This window comes from Pseudomonas phoenicis, from assembly GCF_047302395.1.
Classification (GTDB): domain Bacteria; phylum Pseudomonadota; class Gammaproteobacteria; order Pseudomonadales; family Pseudomonadaceae; genus Aquipseudomonas.
In genome coordinates, this window is sequence record NZ_CP154852.1 from 2477800 (window position 1) to 2493332 (window position 15533).

At 60.8% G+C, this 15533-nt stretch carries 13 protein-coding genes and 4 pseudogenes; 10 read left to right on the forward strand and 7 right to left on the reverse strand.

The annotated features are described in order from the left end of the window. Positions 1-378 precede the first annotated feature (378 nt). From AA0Z93_RS11155 to AA0Z93_RS11175, 5 genes are all read left to right on the forward strand, one after another. The gene (locus tag AA0Z93_RS11155; protein ID WP_413049028.1) at positions 379-1983 is read left to right on the forward strand and encodes a response regulator; all 1605 of its coding nucleotides are present in this window, start codon (positions 379-381) and stop codon (positions 1981-1983) included. After that, positions 1980-2672, forward strand: coding sequence for a sensor histidine kinase (locus AA0Z93_RS11160; RefSeq protein WP_413048880.1), 693 nt, complete (start codon positions 1980-1982; stop codon positions 2670-2672). The genes AA0Z93_RS11155 and AA0Z93_RS11160 overlap by 4 nt, the downstream gene beginning before the upstream one ends. 164 nt (positions 2673-2836) lie before the next feature. Beyond that, the gene (locus AA0Z93_RS11165; protein ID WP_413048879.1) at positions 2837-3133 is read left to right on the forward strand and encodes a type II toxin-antitoxin system MqsR family toxin; all 297 of its coding nucleotides are present in this window, start codon (positions 2837-2839) and stop codon (positions 3131-3133) included. Between the two features lie 2 nt (positions 3134-3135). Then, a complete protein-coding gene (locus AA0Z93_RS11170) occupies positions 3136-3537 on the forward strand; it encodes a type II toxin-antitoxin system MqsA family antitoxin (protein ID WP_413048878.1) in 402 nt (133 codons plus the stop codon). Between the two features lie 179 nt (positions 3538-3716). Next, positions 3717-4448, forward strand: coding sequence for an OmpA family protein (locus tag AA0Z93_RS11175; RefSeq protein WP_413048877.1), 732 nt, complete (start codon positions 3717-3719; stop codon positions 4446-4448). Positions 4449-4508: 60 nt separating this feature from the next. Here the strand turns inward: AA0Z93_RS11175 and pta are convergent, their stop codons facing one another. Beyond that, positions 4509-6596, reverse strand: a complete 2088-nt coding sequence (pta, locus tag AA0Z93_RS11180) for a phosphate acetyltransferase (RefSeq protein ID WP_413048876.1) — start codon at positions 6594-6596, stop codon at positions 4509-4511. 40 nt (positions 6597-6636) lie between these two features. Then, positions 6637-6950, reverse strand: a pseudogene (locus AA0Z93_RS11185) (DUF3565 domain-containing protein); the annotation flags it as partial. On the opposite strand from AA0Z93_RS11185, the gene AA0Z93_RS11190 reads away from it, so the two are divergent. Together AA0Z93_RS11190 and AA0Z93_RS11195 are read left to right on the forward strand one after the other, a co-directional pair. Then, positions 6949-7434, forward strand: a complete 486-nt coding sequence (locus AA0Z93_RS11190) for an FKBP-type peptidyl-prolyl cis-trans isomerase (RefSeq protein WP_413048875.1) — start codon at positions 6949-6951, stop codon at positions 7432-7434. The pseudogene AA0Z93_RS11185 and the gene AA0Z93_RS11190 sit on opposite strands and share 2 nt — an antisense overlap. 145 nt (positions 7435-7579) lie before the next feature. Continuing rightward, on the forward strand, positions 7580-8062 hold the full coding sequence (locus tag AA0Z93_RS11195; protein ID WP_413048874.1) for a glutathione peroxidase: 483 nt from the start codon (positions 7580-7582) through the stop codon (positions 8060-8062). A 25-nt stretch (positions 8063-8087) separates the two neighbouring features. On the opposite strand, the gene AA0Z93_RS11200 is transcribed toward AA0Z93_RS11195, so the two are convergent. After that, positions 8088-9269 (reverse strand): glycosyltransferase family 4 protein, encoded by a 1182-nt coding sequence (locus AA0Z93_RS11200; RefSeq protein ID WP_413048873.1) that lies wholly within the window; start codon positions 9267-9269, stop codon positions 8088-8090. 256 nt (positions 9270-9525) lie between these two features. Between AA0Z93_RS11200 and AA0Z93_RS11205 the strand changes: the two are divergent. After that, positions 9526-10212, forward strand: a pseudogene (locus AA0Z93_RS11205) (PAS domain-containing protein); the annotation flags it as partial. A gap of 144 nt (positions 10213-10356) precedes the next feature. Then, positions 10357-10752: pseudogene (locus AA0Z93_RS11210) on the forward strand (methyl-accepting chemotaxis protein); the annotation flags it as partial. 214 nt (positions 10753-10966) lie between these two features. Here AA0Z93_RS11210 and AA0Z93_RS11215 read toward each other — a convergent pair. Further along, positions 10967-11182 (reverse strand): TIGR02450 family Trp-rich protein, encoded by a 216-nt coding sequence (locus AA0Z93_RS11215; protein ID WP_413048872.1) that lies wholly within the window; start codon positions 11180-11182, stop codon positions 10967-10969. Between the two features lie 32 nt (positions 11183-11214). After that, positions 11215-11451: pseudogene (locus AA0Z93_RS11220) on the reverse strand (EI24 domain-containing protein); the annotation flags it as partial. Between the two features lie 952 nt (positions 11452-12403). Between AA0Z93_RS11220 and AA0Z93_RS11225 the strand changes: the two are divergent. Continuing rightward, positions 12404-13492 carry a type I restriction endonuclease gene (locus AA0Z93_RS11225; RefSeq protein WP_413048871.1) on the forward strand — a complete coding sequence of 363 codons (1089 nt, stop codon included), beginning with the start codon at positions 12404-12406 and terminating at the stop codon, positions 13490-13492. Between the two features lie 783 nt (positions 13493-14275). Here AA0Z93_RS11225 and AA0Z93_RS11230 read toward each other — a convergent pair. Next, entirely contained in the window at positions 14276-14482 is a 207-nt protein-coding gene (locus tag AA0Z93_RS11230) for a hypothetical protein (protein ID WP_413048870.1), read from the reverse strand. Between the two features lie 42 nt (positions 14483-14524). Beyond that, complete coding sequence (locus AA0Z93_RS11235; RefSeq protein ID WP_413049026.1) at positions 14525-15148, reverse strand: recombinase family protein; 624 nt, start codon at positions 15146-15148, stop codon at positions 14525-14527. Positions 15149-15533 lie beyond the last annotated feature (385 nt).

Consider the following 15533-nt stretch of genomic DNA (forward strand, 5'->3'; position numbering starts at 1 on the left):
GGCCGGTTCGGCGCTCCGCTCCTGTTGGAGCGGCTTCAGCCGCGATGGGCGGCACCGCCGCCCTGACACGGGCCGAGCCGCCGGCCTATTTCAGACACCGTCGAACATTTGACCGAAACCGATCGCAGCCATTGGGCCTGCTGCGCAGGCCATCGCGGCTGAAGCCGCTCCGACAAGGTGGCCTCGAGAGACTTGTCTGCAACCATGGAGCCTCCAACACGGCAGTGGTCGTAGCGATTGCGATGGGTGGCGCCGTCCTGTCTGCTCATCGCCTCAGATTTTCTATTCAGCTTTCGCGCCGCCGGCCGATACACAGGCCGGCGGCTACGCGTTCGCGCGCACCCTATGTCCAACTTCCCACTACAACAGGGCGTGTTGATGCTGCAGTACGGGCAAAAAAGCTTTCTGATCGTCGACGACTACACGGATTTTCGCACCGCGACACGCTCCATGCTGCGTGAGCTGGGTGCCCGTGAAGTCGATACCGCCGACAGTGGCGAGCAGGCGATACGCCTGTGTGCGCAAAAGCGCTACGACTTCATCCTCCAGGATTTCCACCTCGGCGATGGCAAGAAGAACGGCCAGCAGGTGCTCGAAGACCTGATCCTCGACAAGCAGATCAGCCACGAATGCGTGTTCGTCATGGTCACGGCCGAGAGCAGCCAGTCGATCGTGCTCAGCGCCCTGGAGCACGAGCCCGACGCCTACATCACCAAGCCGTTCAACCGTGTCGGCCTGGCCCAGCGGCTGGAGAAGCTGGTACAGCGCAAAGCCTTGCTCAAGCCCATCCTGCAAGCGCTGGACCGCGGCCGGCCGGCCGAGGTGCTGGCGGCCTGCACCGAGGTGTGCAAGCAGGACCCACGCTTCGCGCCGCTGTGCCTGCGCTACCGGGCCGACGCGTTGCGCGACCTGAACCGTTTCGACGAACTGGAAAAGTACCTCACCGCCATCCTCTCCAGCCGCCCGCAGCCCTGGGTGTACGCGGCGCTCGGCAAGCTGTTGCACAAGCGCGGACGCAATGCCCAGGCCCAGGGCGTGTTCGAGCAGGCGCTCAAGGCCTTCCCGATCATGCCCAACCTGTACGACGGCATGGTCGAGGTACTGATCGCCCAGGGCGACAACCGCCGCGCGCAAGGCCTGCTGGAAGAAGCGGTGCGCTTGTCGCCGCTGTCGGTCAAGCGCCAGGCGACCTTGGGCAAGCTGGCCTACGAGAACGAGGATTTCGACAGCGCCGCCAAGGCCTTCCGCCAGGCGGTGAACCAAGGGCAAAGCTCGCGCTACAAAGACCCGGAAAGCAACCTCGGCCTGGCCCAGGCGCTGATGAGCCGCAGCGCGGGCGGGCTGGATGCGCGCACGCGGGTGGAAATCAACAACGCGCTGGGCGAAGTGGCCAAGGACTATCCCGAAGACCAGGGCATGCAGGTGCGTGCGCGCATGATGAAGGCCGCCAGCCTGGTGCAGGCCGGCGACGCCGAGTCGGCCGCCAAGCTCACCGAGCAGGCCGTGCAGCGGCTGGGCAAGATGAACCAGTTCTTCTCCGTCGAATCGGCGCTGACCGTCGCGGCGCAGATGAAGGCCATGGGCCAGGGCGCGGCCGCCAAGTCGGTACTCAAGGCCTGCGTCGAATCCTACGGCGACGACCCGAAGGTGATGGAAAGCGTCGGCAAGCTGACCGAAGACCCCGACGTGCTCAACGCCGTGGCCGATGCCGTGGACCTCAACCGCCAGGGCGTGCGCGCCTATCAGGCCGGCCACCTGGAACTGGCGCTGGGCATGTTCCGCCGCGCTTTGGCGCTGCAAGGCAAGAACATCAGCATCGCGTTGAATACCGCCCAGGCGCTGCTGCGCGTGGCCGGCGACAAACTGACCCCGGAGGTCATCGAGGAATGCCGCGCCTGCCTCGGCAGCGTGGCTGGCATTCCACCCGGTGACAGCCGTTACGATCGTTACCGCAAGTTGCATATCCGAGTGTTCGGCGCATGAATCAGACAGACCAGGGGCTGGATTTCTCCACGGTGATCGCCTCCACCGTCCACGACATGAAGAACTCGCTTTCGGCACTGATCCAGGCCCATCACCAATGGCTGGAACGCATTCCCGAAGCGTTGCGCGAAGGCAGCGAACTGGGCGTGGTCGAGCATGAATTGAGCCACCTCAACGGCATGCTGGTGCAACTGCTCGGGCTGTACAAGCTGAACGTCAACCAGCTGCCGATCTGCCCGGACTACCACGAGCTGGACGATTTCCTCGAAGCGCAACTGGCCGTCCACGAGGATGTCATCAAGCACCGCGGCATCGTCGCCAGCTGGCGCCTGGACAGCGCAGCGCCTTTGGCCTTTTTCGACCGCGAGCTGGTGGCCTCGGTGGTCTCCAACATGCTCACCAATGCCATCCGCCATGCCGACAAAGCGCTGGTGCTGAGCATCGAAGAAGCCGGTACGGAGCTGGTGATCTGCATCAATGACGACGGCCCAGGCTATCCACAGCGTCTGATCGAGCAACAGCTCGACTACGTGCCCGGCATCGACCAGAGCAGCGGCAGCACGGGCCTTGGTCTGTACTTCGCCGCCCGCATCGCGGCGCTGCACGAGCAGGGCGGGGTGCAGGGGCGGATCGAGATCGCCAATGGTGGGGAGTTGGGGGGGGGGTTGTTCAAGTTGTACTTGCCTTGAAAGTCGTTGGAGCGCGAAAGCTGGCATGCGCTGGCCTCATCGCATCTACTGGCCAGGCGGTAGCTTTCTGCAATGCATGAGTGAATGTCAGTACGGAGTCCGCTGACCTACCGGCTGTCTGGCTGTGCTAACCTCCCGCAAAAAAACCTAGTAGGTTAATTGCGATGGAGAAAAGGACGCCACATTGTAGACTCAGCGTCGTCAAGGCGTTGATTGCACAGGGTAAGGTACGCACGACCCAAGCCGCTCGTACAGGCGCACTGGATCTGGGTCTTGAGCTTGTCGATATGTTGGCCGTCGTGAACGAGCTTGCACCCAAGCATTTCTTCAAAAGCATGACTACTCATGCCGATCACACAATCTGGCAAGACGTCTATCGCACGACTGCCTGGGTGGGGGATGTGTATCTGAAATTGACAGTCATAGACGATGTACTGATCGTGTCCTTCAAGGAGCTTTGAACATGAAATGTCCTGTTTGCGGCGCTGCGGAACTGATCCAGGATACGCGCGACCTGCCGTATGTCTACAAAGGTGAAACCACCACGATTTCATCCGTCACAGGCGAATTCTGTCCGGCGTGTGATGAGTCCGTGCTCGGCTTGCAAGAGTCGGATCGGGTCATCAAGGAAATGGGCGCCTTTGCCAAACAGGTCAACGCAGCGATCGTCGATCCCGTCTTCATCGCTACGGTGCGCAAAAAGCTCTTGCTCGATCAGCGCGAAGCCGCTGAGTTGTTCGGCGGAGGCGTCAATGCTTTTTCACGTTATGAAACTGGAAAAACCAAGCCCCCATTGGCGCTGGTGCAGTTGCTGAAGGTGTTGGATCGCCATCCCGAACTTTTGCATGAAGTCAGAGCCGGTTGAGAGTGTAAGGGGGCAATCGGAAAGGCGGCCTCCCTTTGCATGAATAGAAGTGTCGCAGTACTTGCTCAGCGCTCCTGTCGCCAGCGGTATGGGAATTTTCCTCCCCCGGTACACTCCAACCCCGGTACGGATCGCCCGCCGATCGCTGCAATTTTTCATCCTGCCTCAGGAGCTTGCCCATGTTTTCCATGCGTCCCTTGATCGTCCTTGCCACTGCGGCTGCGCTGATGTCCGGCTGTGCCAGCCAGAACCCTTACGAGAACCAGGGCCAAGCGCAAGGCTCCAGCGGCATGAGCAAGACCGCCAAGTACGGTGGCCTGGGCGCCCTCGCGGGTGCCGTGGCAGGCGCTGCCATCGACCACAACCACCGTGGCAAGGGGGCGTTGATCGGCGCTGCCGCCGTGGGCGCCGCCGCTGCCGGTTATGGCTACTACGCCGACCGCCAGGAAAAGGCCCTACGCGAAAGCATGGCCAACACCGGCGTGGAAGTGCAGCGCGAAGGCGACCAGATCAAGCTGATCATGCCTGGCAACATCACCTTCGCCACCGATTCGGCCAGCATCGCGCCGAGCTTCTACGCGCCGTTGAACAACCTGGCGACCTCGTTCAAGCAGTTCAACCAGAACACCATCGAGGTAGTCGGCTTCACCGACAGCACCGGTGCTCGTCAGCACAACATGGACCTGTCCCAGCGCCGCGCGCAGTCGGTGGGTACCTACCTGACCTCCCAAGGCGTGGACGCTTCGCGCGTGACCGTGCGCGGTCTCGGCCCGGACCAGCCGGTCGCGAGCAACGCCGACGCCAATGGCCGTGCGCAGAACCGACGTGTGGAGGTCAACCTCAAGCCGATTCCCGGCCAAAACTATCAGCAACCGGCCCAACAGCAAGGCCAGGTGCAGCAATACCCTTGATGCGCTGAACCACCGTTGCCAGCGGGGCAGTTCGGGAGACCGACTGCCCCGCTGTGCGTTTCACAGCACCTGGCTGGCCTGGATCGCGGTCAGGGCGATGGTGTGCACGATGTCGTCGACCTGCGCGCCGCGCGGCAGATCGTTCACCGGTTTGCGCAGCCCTTGCAGCATCGGCCCCAGGCTGACGCCGTCGGCGCTGCGCTGCACGGCCTTGTGGGTGGTGTTGCCGGTGTTCAGGTCGGGGAACACGAACACCGTGGCGCGGCCGGCCACGGCGCTGCCGGGCGCCAGTTGGCGGGCGACGTCCGGGTTGGCGGCGGCGTCGTACTGCAACGGGCCGTCGATCAACAGGCCTGGTACCGCGCTTTGCGCCAGGCGCGTGGCTTCGCGCACTTTACCCACTTCCTCGTCGCTGGCCGAATCGCTGGAATAGCTGATCATCGCCACCCGCGGCGCGATACCGAACGAGTCCGCCGACGCCGCGCTCTGCCGGGCGATTTCCGCGAGCTCCTCGGCGCTGGGGTGGGGGTTCATCACGCAATCGCCGTAGATCAGCACCTGATCGGGGAACAGCATGAAGAACACCGAAGACACCAGGCTGCACCCCGGCGCGGTCTTGATCAGTTGCAGGGCCGGGCGAATGGTGTTGGCCGTAGAGTGCACCAGGCCCGAAACCAGCCCATCGACCTCGCCCAGGGCCAGCATCACCGTAGCCAGCACCACCGGGTCTTCGAGCTGTTGTTCGGCCATCGGTGCGTTGAGGTTCTTGCTCTTGCGCAGGGCCACCATCGGCTCCACATAACGGCTGCGGATCGACTCCGGGTCAAGGATCTCCAGGTCGGGCGGCAGGCTGATGCCTTGGGCGCGGGCCACGGCCTGGACGTCTTCGGGCCGCGCCAGCAATACGCAACGGGCGATGCCGCGTGTCTGGCACAGGGCCGCGGCCTGGACCAACAGGGGTTCGGCACCTTCTGGAAGAACGATGCGCTTGTTGGCCTGCTGCGCCCGCTGGATCAGTTGGTAGCGGAACACCGCCGGCGACAGGCGCAGCTCGCGGGGCGTGCCGCAACGCTGGTGCAGCCAGGTGGCGTCCAGGTGGCTGGCGACGAAGTCGGTGATGACTTCGGCGCGCTCGCGGTCGTCGATGGGGATCTCGCGGTTGAGCGAATTGAGCCGGGTCGCGGTGTCGTAGGAGCCGGTGCTCACCGACAGGATCGGCAGGCCGGCCTGCAAAGCGCCACGGCACAGCTCGAGGATGCGTGTATCGGGCTTGCTGTCGCTGGTCAACAGCAGCCCGGCCAGGGGCACGCCGTTGATCGCGGCCAGGCTCACGGCGAGGATGATGTCGTCGCGGTCGCCCGGCGTCACCACCAGGGTGCCGGGCTTGAGCAGCGGCACGGTGTTGGCCACGGTGCGCGCGCAGAGGATGATGGCGTTCATGCGCCGCTGTTCGTAGTCGCCAGCATTGAGCACCTGGGCGCCGAGCAGATCGGCCACGTCGCGCGTGCGCGGCGCGTTCAGCTCGGCCTGGAAGGGGATGCAGCCGAGCAGACGGAAATCGCCGCCGCGCAGCAGCGGCGAGTGCTCGCGCAGGCGCTGGGCGAAGTCGGCCATGGGCTCGTCGGAACGCACCTTGTTGAGGATCACCCCCAGTACCTTCGGGTCGCGCGGGCCGCCGAACAGCTGCGCCTGCAGCTCGACCCGTCCGGACAGCTCGCTGAGCACCTCGTTTTCCGGTGCCGACACCAGGATCACCTCGGCGTCCAGGCTCTTGGCCAGGTGCTGGTTGACCCGTGCGGCGTAGCTCGCGTGCCGCGTGGGCACCATGCCCTCGACCACCACCACGTCCTTACCGACGCAGGCTTGCTGGTACAGGCGCACGATCGCTTCGAGCAGCTCGTCGAGCTGGCCGTCGCCGAGCATGCGCTCGACCTGCGCCAGGCTCAACGGGGTGGGCGGCTGGATGCCATGGGTGCGCGCCACCAGCTCGGTGGAACGTTCGGGGCCGGTGTCGCCGGGGTGCGGCTGGGCCACCGGCTTGAAGAAGCCGACCTTGAGCCCGGCGCGTTCCAGGGTGCGCACCAAGCCCAGGCTGATCGAGGTCAGGCCGACGGCGAAATCGGTGGGTGCGATGAAAAATGTCTGCATGTGTGCGTCTCGGCTGTAGGCGGGCACAGAATCGATCGGCAAGGGTAGCGCTATCGACCCTCTGGGCGCACCAACCGCAGGCGAAGGGCTGACCGATGCGCCGTCGCCGCGCCTGGGGGTCGAGCACCCAAGGACGTGATTGCCAAGGCGGTTGGTGGCGCAGGTGCTGGGTATGGCCGCAGGAGAGCTGCACGACCCAGTGCCCCTCCTGGTCGAGCTGCCAACCGATAATCCGACCGCTGGGTCGCCCATGGCTACCGTTGGGTCGTGCCGGAGCCATGGCCGGTTCGCAATCGGGCGATGCGTTGGTTACACTTCCAGGTTCTACATTCTTTTGCAAAGGTCTCGCCCCATGCTGATCGCCGCCAACAAGGCTGTCTCTATCGAATATACCCTGACCAACGAAGCGGGTGAGGTCATCGACAGCTCCGCTGGCGGTGCGCCGTTGGTGTACCTGCACGGTGCCTCGAACATCATCCCGGGCCTGGAAAAACAGCTCGAAGGCAAACAGCCCGGCGACGAACTGAACGTCACCGTCGAGCCTGAAGAAGCCTACGGCGAATACTCGGCCGAACTGGTCAGCACCCTCAACCGCAGCCTGTTCGAAGGCGTCGACGAGCTGGAAGTGGGCATGCAGTTCCACGCTTCGGCACCGGACGGCCAGATGCAGATCGTCACCATCCGCGACGTCGATGGCGACGACGTGACCGTCGACGGCAACCATCCGCTGGCCGGCCAGCGTCTGAACTTCCAGGTCAAGGTCGTCGACGTACGCGACGCCTCCGAAGAAGAAGTCGCCCACGGCCATGTGCACGGCGAAGGTGGTCATCACCACTGATCGTTCTGCGCTAAGCTCAGAACGTCGCCAGGCGCTCGGCCAAGCCGGACATTCCCAAGGGAAGTCGACCGGCTTGGCCCGGCGCCTTTTTGTTGGGCGCGCTTTGCCCGCAGCGCAATGCGTGAAGCCATCGAGGGAGAGATTCATGAGTGCATTTCATCAGGTGAAGCTGCAGGCGCTGCAAGGCGGCGAGCTGTCGCTCGCGCCGCTCAAGGGGCAGGTGGTGCTGGTGGTCAATGTGGCCTCCAAATGCGGCCTGACACCGCAGTATGCCGCTCTGGAGCAATTGCAGCAGCGCTATCAGGCCCAAGGCTTCAGCGTGCTTGGCCTGCCGTGCAACCAGTTCGCCGGCCAGGAGCCGGGCAGCGAACAGGACATCCAGACCTTTTGCGACACGCAATACGGTGTGAGCTTCCCGCTGTCGGCCAAACTCGAGGTCAACGGCCCACAGCGGCATGCGCTGTACCGCTTGCTGGCCGGAGAGGGCGCGGAGTTTCCGGGCGACATCAGCTGGAACTTCGAGAAGTTCCTGGTGGGCAAGGACGGCCGCGTGCTGGCGCGCTTTTCGCCACGGACTGCGCCGGACGATCCGGCGGTGGTGCAGGCGATCGAGAAAGCGCTGGCCTGAGCATTGTATGGTCAGCGCTCGTCCATCATGGATAGGCCCGGTCCAGCGCCCCTTGTGCGCCATGCGCCAGACACGCCTGCACCAGGTATTCTTCGAACCGTTCGACGACTCCCGGCCAGCCCTGCTGCAGGGCATGGTGTCGGGCGTTGAGGCGCACGCGTCGCACGCTCTCGTGGTCTTCGAATAGCCAGCACGCCGCCTCGATGAAGCCGGCGCTGTCGCCAGGCATGGCCAGGGCGCCGTTGTAGCCGTGTCGAATGTGCTGAGCTGCGGCGGCCTGGTCGAACGCTACCACCACCAGCCCCGAGGCCATGGCTTCGAGCACCACGCTACCCAAGGTGTCGATCAGGCTGGGAAACAGACACAGGTCGCTACTGGCGTAATGCTCGGCCAGGGCTTCGCCCCGTTGTCCACCGCAAAACACGGCGTCGGGCCAGCGCTGCGCGAGCACGTCGCGTTGCGGACCCTCACCGACCACTATCAAACGTAAACGACGCTGCGGGGAGGCACGCTGCAACGCCGCCAGGCAGGGACCTAGCAGATCCAGGTTGTGCTGCGCCGCCAATCGGCCCACGTGCAGAACGGCAAGGTCTTCAGGCCCGAGCCCCCAGTGTTCGCGCAGCGACCGGCTGCGCCGCGCAGGGTTGAACAAATGGGCGTCGACCCCATGCGCCAGCAGCTCTACTCGCTCGAAGCCACGGCGTTGCAACTCCAGGCGCTGACTGAGACTGGGTACCAGGGTGAGCGCGGTTCGGCGATGAAAACCGCGCAAATAGCAAGTCAGCGCGCGGGCCAGCAAACCCGAGCCATAGCGCCCCGCGCATTGCGCGAAGTCCGTGTGAAAGCCACTGACCACCGCGATGCCCAGACGCCGCGCTGCACGCAACGCGTTCACACCGAGCGGACCTTGGGTGGCGATGTACAGCACGTCGGGCCGTTGCCCTCGCCAGCGCCGCCAGAGCTTGTGCATCGACACTCGACTCCAGCGCAGGCCTGCAAAGCCTGACCAGGGCCAGCCTGTGACCGGCGACAGATCGACTCCCTCCTGGCCGGCCACATCGGCAGGCAGGCGCGCTCGAACGATGTCTACACGGTGGCCGCGCTGGCGTAGCCCCTCGCTCAGGTGAGCCAGGGCATTGGCCACGCCGTTGATTTCGGGCGCGAAGGTGTCGCTGACCAAGGCAATGTGCAAAGGCGGGGTTTTCATGCAAAAAGTGTCCCTCCAGCCCGTTGCCATTGCGTGACAGCCAAATGGCAGATGCTTGAACGGTAGCGCATGGCGGTCTGAAGAATATTTCATCGAGCACCCCTCAAGAACCGAGCGGCTCCAGCCGATGGATAAGCATCAAATGACAGGTGCTCGGGTGAGTGTGATGTTCAACAAAAAATTGAAGCAGGAAATGCAGCAACTGCGTGAAGACCTGCTTTCGGTCGAGCAGGTTAAGGACAGCCTCGACAGTGAAATGCTGGTCATCCAGCTCGACCCGGAAGGTCGCATTCAGCACGTCAACGAAAACTTCGCCAAGGAAATGCGCTACAAACCCGAACAACTGCTGGGCCGCGCCCTCGAAGATTTCGTGCCGGGCCATGTGCGCTCGCTGGACTTTTACCAGCGCATGCACAAGGCCCTGACGCGCGGCGAGCACCTGCATGGCGCCTTCCGCTTGCTGCGCGGCGACGGCGAGGAAGCCTGGTTGCGCTCGATCCTGCAACCGGTGCGTGGCAGCGATGGCCGCCTCAAGTACTTCAGCCTGCACTCCAGCGACCTCACCCGTACCATCAAGACCTCCCGCGAGCACGAAAGCCTGATCAAGGCGCTGATGCGTTCCACGGCGGTGATCGAGTTCACCCTCGACGGCGAAGTGCTGACCGCCAACGACCGCTTCCTGCAATCGCTGGGCTATCGCCTCGAACAGGTGCGCGGCCGCCACCACCGCATGTTCTGCGAGCCTCAGGAAGCCAACTCGCCCGATTACCAAGCCTTCTGGGAAAAGCTGCGGCGCGGCGAGTACATCGCCGACCGCTTCAAACGTGTCGATGCCCACGGCAATACCGTATGGCTGGAAGCTTCGTACAACCCGATCTTCGATGCCCACGACGTGCTCTACAAAGTGGTCAAGTTCGCCACCGTGATCACTGACCAGGTCAACCGCGAGCAGGCCGTGGCGCAGGCCGCCGACATCGCCTACTCGACCTCGCTCGACACCGATGCCAGCGCCAACAAGGCTACCGGCGTGATGAGCCAGAGCGTCGAGGTGATGCGCGGGCTGGAAGCGTCGATGCAACGCGCCGCCGAGGGCATCCAGGCGCTGGACAAGCAATCGAAAGTGATCGGCGCGATCATCAAGACCATCAGCGACATCGCCAGCCAGACCAACCTGCTCGCCCTCAACGCGGCCATCGAGGCCGCCCGCGCTGGCGAACAGGGGCGCGGCTTCGCCGTGGTGGCCGACGAGGTGCGCCAACTCGCCTCGCGCACCAGCAGCGCCACCGAGGAGATCGCCCGTGTGGTGCAGCAGAACGAGCAGCTCGCGCAAGCGGCCGTGGACATCATCGACACCAGCAAGCGCCAGGCCGAGCAGGGTCTGAGCCTGGCCGACGAGACCGGGCAGGTGATCGACGAGATCCAGGAAGGGGCGAAGAAGGTGGTGGATGCGGTAGGGCAGTTCTCCAACCAGCTCAATGGCTGAGGCCGCGCCACTGCATCGAGCCCTGGGCGCCTGAAGGCGGTCGGGGCCGTTCCTGGAACACCTGGGCGCTACCTGCCCCGCAGCCATCTGATGGATTGATGCGGGCGCCGGAACGGGCGGGTCGCGAAGGCCTCTCGGGCATCACTCCCCATACTTGGCGAGCCTGCGGATAGGCGCCTGGGCGTCTGCAAGGCCGCTTTCGCCAGCCCTCCGATTATCGCCAGCCCATTGCCCACACCTCTGCATCGCGCAGCAGCCGCCAGTCCAGCCACTCGCTACGCCCGCTGTGCACGGCCTGTAGCTCCACGCGCAGCAGGACGCCGGCTTCGTCATGCTCCAAATCGGTCACCAAAAAGTGCTTTTCACGGTTGACCGGCTGCGTCGCGGTCCATTTCGACAGCTTGAGTTTGGCGGGGCTGAAGCGATTCATTGGTAAGCTCCTGTGGACGAGGTGAGATAGGTTCAGGCCCGGCGGTCTGGCGTTTTCGCCACTCGGCCATCGCCTTTTTCCCGTACCCAGAACAAGGTCGCACCAGCGACGGCCGCCGGCATCATCAGGATGTTCACGCCCGGAACCAGCAACGCCAGGTAGGTCACCCCACCGAAGCTCAGCGACTGCCAGCGCTTGCTGCGCAGCCAGGCGAGCATGTCCTGCCAGCTCATCTTGTTGTTGTCGGCCGGGTAGTCGATGTACTGAAGAAGCCGACCCAGGTCCCAAGAACCCGCGTAATTCACTGCCCCTTCCCAGGGAGGTGAGAGGGTAATGTATCAGTCAAGTGGGTGGCCTGAAAGGATCAGGTGAAGACCTGCCTGTAGCAGATAGCGTTGCCCATTCAGTCGTCCGATTCTTTGAGAGTAAGTCCCGCTTGATCCGGGTCTACCAGCGGTACAGATGATCTCAGCAAAATTTCTCGCCCCATATGTCGCGAGTGGGAACTGTCGTAGGGCTTACGTGGTAAGGGCCGGCGTGTAGTGCGAGACTCCACGCACACAGTACCCACAACTTATCCACAGGGGGCGTGCCTTGCAAAGGGTCTGGGACCGCATTATCTTGTAGCCAGAAACGCGAAGCCCCCTATATATAGGGGGCATAGAAGGAATTAGCTGGCGAGTGGTCACGCGAAGTTTGGCGACAGAACGTGTCCACCCGCCCCTCCCCTGATACGCGCATTTCTAGAACGCATGAATCCGGGCAGGCGGTTATTAAGCCAACACCGTGACCGTCACGTCAATACACTAGATGTGTAAACGGCGTCACGCTCGGAGGATTGCTACATTGTGAATCCTTTAGAGGGCTTAACTGCCATGTCTAGACGCCGTCCTCGCCGCTCGTCGGCACAACGCATTAAGAACGTGTTTGTTCACTCCTACCCACGATACCGCTTAGGTCGCTGGGAGCAGGTTTGTCAACACTTCCGTAGTATGCCTCAGCAGCTAGTCTTCGATTTCTGATTGGCTTCGCCCCTGCCTGAGTTTGGTAGGGGTACTAGCTTAAAGCTTGACATCAAGGCTAATGACAGGTCCTGGGCAGCGGTAAGGCCCTTACCCTCCTCAACGCTATTTACCTTCCCCCAGTAGAGTTCTGGGTGATTAGCAATTGCCATCATGGCCTCACGCCACTAGTATGTGGTATCTGTGCGAGGAGCAAGAGATGGAATTCGTAGAGCGACTGAACGCATTATCAGCCAAGATCCGCCAGCAGGGTCCTGCCATCCTGACAGAAGAGGCGACTAAGATTGCCTTTGTCATGCCTTTTATCAATTCCGTACTGGGCTATGACGTCTTCGACCCCTCTGAGGTTACTCCAGAGTACGTCTGCGACGTCGGGACGAAAAAGGGCGAGAAGATCGACTACGCCATCATGAAGAACGGCGAGATCCAGATTCTGATCGAGTGCAAGAAGATAGGCGAGCCGCTCCATATTAACCACGCTAGCCAGCTCTTCCGGTACTTCCACGTCACTACAGCTCGTATCTCGATACTAACCAATGGCCAAGTATACAGGTTCTTCACCGATCTCGACGCCCCTAACAAGATGGATGAGAAGCCTTTCTTAGAGCTCGATCTTCTCGATATAGATGAACACGCTCTACCAGAACTTCAGAAGCTGACGAAGTCCGCATTCAATGTGGATTCGATCATTAGTGCTGCCGGTGAATTAAAGTACGTCGGGCAAATTAAAAAGGAGATGGCTTCTCAGTTCAGTCAACCGAGCGACGACTTTGTCAAGTTCTTCGCAACTCGCGTGTATGATGGAATCATCACGCAAAAGGTCAGGGAGCAGTTTACTATTCTGACCCGTAAAGCTGCGATCCAGTTCCTGGGTGATCAAATCAACGGTCGACTTAAATCAGCTATGAGCGGTGCTGTTGAACCGTCATATGCCATGCAGTCTGTCGAAGTTAGCTCACCAGTTGCAGAGTCTAATGAGGATAGCCCTGAAGATCAGGTCCAAACTACACTTGAGGAGTTGGAAGGTTTTCATATCGTCAAGGCAATCGTAAGAGCGGTGGTAGATGCTAAGCGTATCGTTCATCGAGATACTAAAAGCTACTTCGGGATATTGCTTGATGACAATAATCGTAAACCTATTTGTCGCTTGCACTTTAATCGAAGTCAGAAGTACATAGGTTTGTTTGACGCTGACAAGAATGAGACTAGGCATCCTATCGCATCTTTGGATGAGATATACAACTTTGTAGAGCAACTGAAGAGTGCCACCTCTTTGTATGATAAGTGACGTTCAATCGAGAGCCATCCATCAATGAGAAATCCAAGAGCTCTGACAGTTAGCCTCGAAGCTGAGTCTGCTGAGCATTTGCGTAAGCTCCTTGAGTTAGCTATGTTCGACTTGGACAAGCTAATAGAGAAGTCTAGGGATCGGGAAGAGGGGGAGTCTGTCCCAGTTGCTATGACTGGGGATATGGGCAGTTACAAGATTGTATATAAGTTGGGTTCCCACGCAGCGGTGGATGCTCACGCCAGTTTGCTTGAGCAAGGGTATGAGCGTTGGGAGTCAGCAACGTGGACTGACCGGGGTTACAGTGTCTACGGGCACGCGGAACAAGCGGCGGTGCGTTTGTATATCGATGATGGTCGGGTCACAGAGCATGATCAGGCTGAGCACGAGGCCAATACCTTTGGCTTTTGACTTGACGCCACCATGCCGGGTCCACGTACTGACTTCTTCAATAACTACCTAAAACGCAGTCTGCTCCATCGGTAATGTTGGCGCGCTTCATCAAAGGTTAGCTTTTCGCCAATGCTGAAGGCTAGAGTGATCAGAGGTATTGCAGTGCAAGACTCCCTACACCCCCAGCCCCATGATTTTCAAACGTACCTTCTGCCTTTCGTGAACGGCACTGGCGAAGCTGGGGCGCTAATATGCAGCGGGGCACTGGGCAACCGGCCAGAGTCAGCTAAGTGTGGGTCGGTGCTTAACGCCCCTTGCTCTGGCTTCGGCCACCGCATGCTGAAAGGTAGAAATATGCCGGACAAAGCAAAGCCCCGCCAATGGCGGGGCTTATGTCCGAAGTTGCTCTATCACCGAGGCTATCACCTCAGCGTTGGTATCCAGCGCCTGTAGCGCCATCATTGTGTTCTCAAAGGTGTTCTCTGAACCTCTGGCCCTCAACCATAGGGCTATCTCTTCAGTACTCGCCCGTATAGCCTGCTGGTTCATATGCAGGGCCTCAAGAGCGTCTGCTATTGCCGCATCCCGGTCGTCCATAAGGTGCTCTCGCCGTAGAACCTGATAACGCAGCTTAGGCTACTACAGCGCCTGAAGGGCCATATCTTTCTTGATCCGGTACACCGTAGCTACCCCCACCTCTGCCAGCTTGGCTATCTCTTCTATCTTGATACCATCACGCTTGAGCAGAGCAGACACCTGACCCCACTTCTTCTGATTACGGCCCTTGCCTCCTACCTTCTCGCCACGGGCACGTTTGTTATCCAGCCCCTGCTTGATACGCTCCACCCGCTTCTCTTGATCTAGGCGGGCCATTGTCGCCATTAAATCAATGAGCATGTCATTGATAACATCCATGATCTGGCCAGTAATGCCTTTGTCTACGATGAGCTGATGAGAGGTAGGCAGGTCAGCAACTACCAGACGCAGGCCCTTTGACTTGATGACGCCCTTCAGGTGCTGCCAGTCGGCCTGGGAAAGGCGAGAGAGGCGGTCTACTGACTCAACCAGCAACACATCACCTGATGTAGCAGAATCGAGCAAACGAGCCAGTTCAGGGCGTTCTAGCTTGGTGCCGCTGATGTTCTCTGCATATACATCGGCCACTTGCAGACCTTTGTCCTGGGCGAAGTCCAGCAAGAGTTGCTTGGCTCGCTCTGCGTCCTGATCGTTAGTCGAGGCGCGAAGGTAGAGGTGGGCCTTAATCATGGATCTATCCTTTGTCCAATTCGGTGATAGACAAATGATAACCTATCATTTAACTGCCAATCAACTGGCGATTGATAGCCAGGAGCGACTCTCTCGTGCCATCTCGGATAGCTATAGCTAAAAAGTAGTCTAGGGCGTGAGTCAACGATGAAGGTTGCCCAGCTTGAGGTATTGACAAGACGACCTGTCCGCAACTAGGGCGTAGGCTGATATGCAGCACTTCATCATTTGCGATCTACGCATGAATCTTTAACAAGTTGATACCGATGCCTGCGGGCACTCACCGGACAAAACCCGTAATAGAATTGAGGTGGGGTGCACAAACGCTGAGCTGAAGAGCGATGAATAGTAGCGGAGGTACCAGAGATAACCCATGGCTTAA

Excerpts from the sequence above, each read along its gene's own strand:
- AA0Z93_RS11190 (WP_413048875.1), top strand. The coding sequence starts at position 6,949 with ATGCTGATCGCCGCCAACAAGGCTGTCTCTATCGAATATACCCTGACC.
- AA0Z93_RS11175 (WP_413048877.1), top strand. The coding sequence starts at position 3,717 with ATGTTTTCCATGCGTCCCTTGATCGTCCTTGCCACTGCGGCTGCGCTG.
- AA0Z93_RS11160 (WP_413048880.1), top strand. The coding sequence starts at position 1,980 with ATGAATCAGACAGACCAGGGGCTGGATTTCTCCACGGTGATCGCCTCC.
- AA0Z93_RS11200 (WP_413048873.1), bottom strand. The coding sequence starts at position 9,269 with ATGAAAACCCCGCCTTTGCACATTGCCTTGGTCAGCGACACCTTCGCG.
- AA0Z93_RS11170 (WP_413048878.1), top strand. The coding sequence starts at position 3,136 with ATGAAATGTCCTGTTTGCGGCGCTGCGGAACTGATCCAGGATACGCGC.
- AA0Z93_RS11225 (WP_413048871.1), top strand. The coding sequence starts at position 12,404 with ATGGAATTCGTAGAGCGACTGAACGCATTATCAGCCAAGATCCGCCAG.
- AA0Z93_RS11195 (WP_413048874.1), top strand. The coding sequence starts at position 7,580 with ATGAGTGCATTTCATCAGGTGAAGCTGCAGGCGCTGCAAGGCGGCGAG.
- AA0Z93_RS11230 (WP_413048870.1), bottom strand. The coding sequence starts at position 14,482 with ATGGACGACCGGGATGCGGCAATAGCAGACGCTCTTGAGGCCCTGCAT.
- AA0Z93_RS11155 (WP_413049028.1), top strand. The coding sequence starts at position 379 with ATGCTGCAGTACGGGCAAAAAAGCTTTCTGATCGTCGACGACTACACG.
- AA0Z93_RS11165 (WP_413048879.1), top strand. The coding sequence starts at position 2,837 with ATGGAGAAAAGGACGCCACATTGTAGACTCAGCGTCGTCAAGGCGTTG.
- pta (WP_413048876.1), bottom strand. The coding sequence starts at position 6,596 with ATGCAGACATTTTTCATCGCACCCACCGATTTCGCCGTCGGCCTGACC.
- AA0Z93_RS11215 (WP_413048872.1), bottom strand. The coding sequence starts at position 11,182 with ATGAATCGCTTCAGCCCCGCCAAACTCAAGCTGTCGAAATGGACCGCG.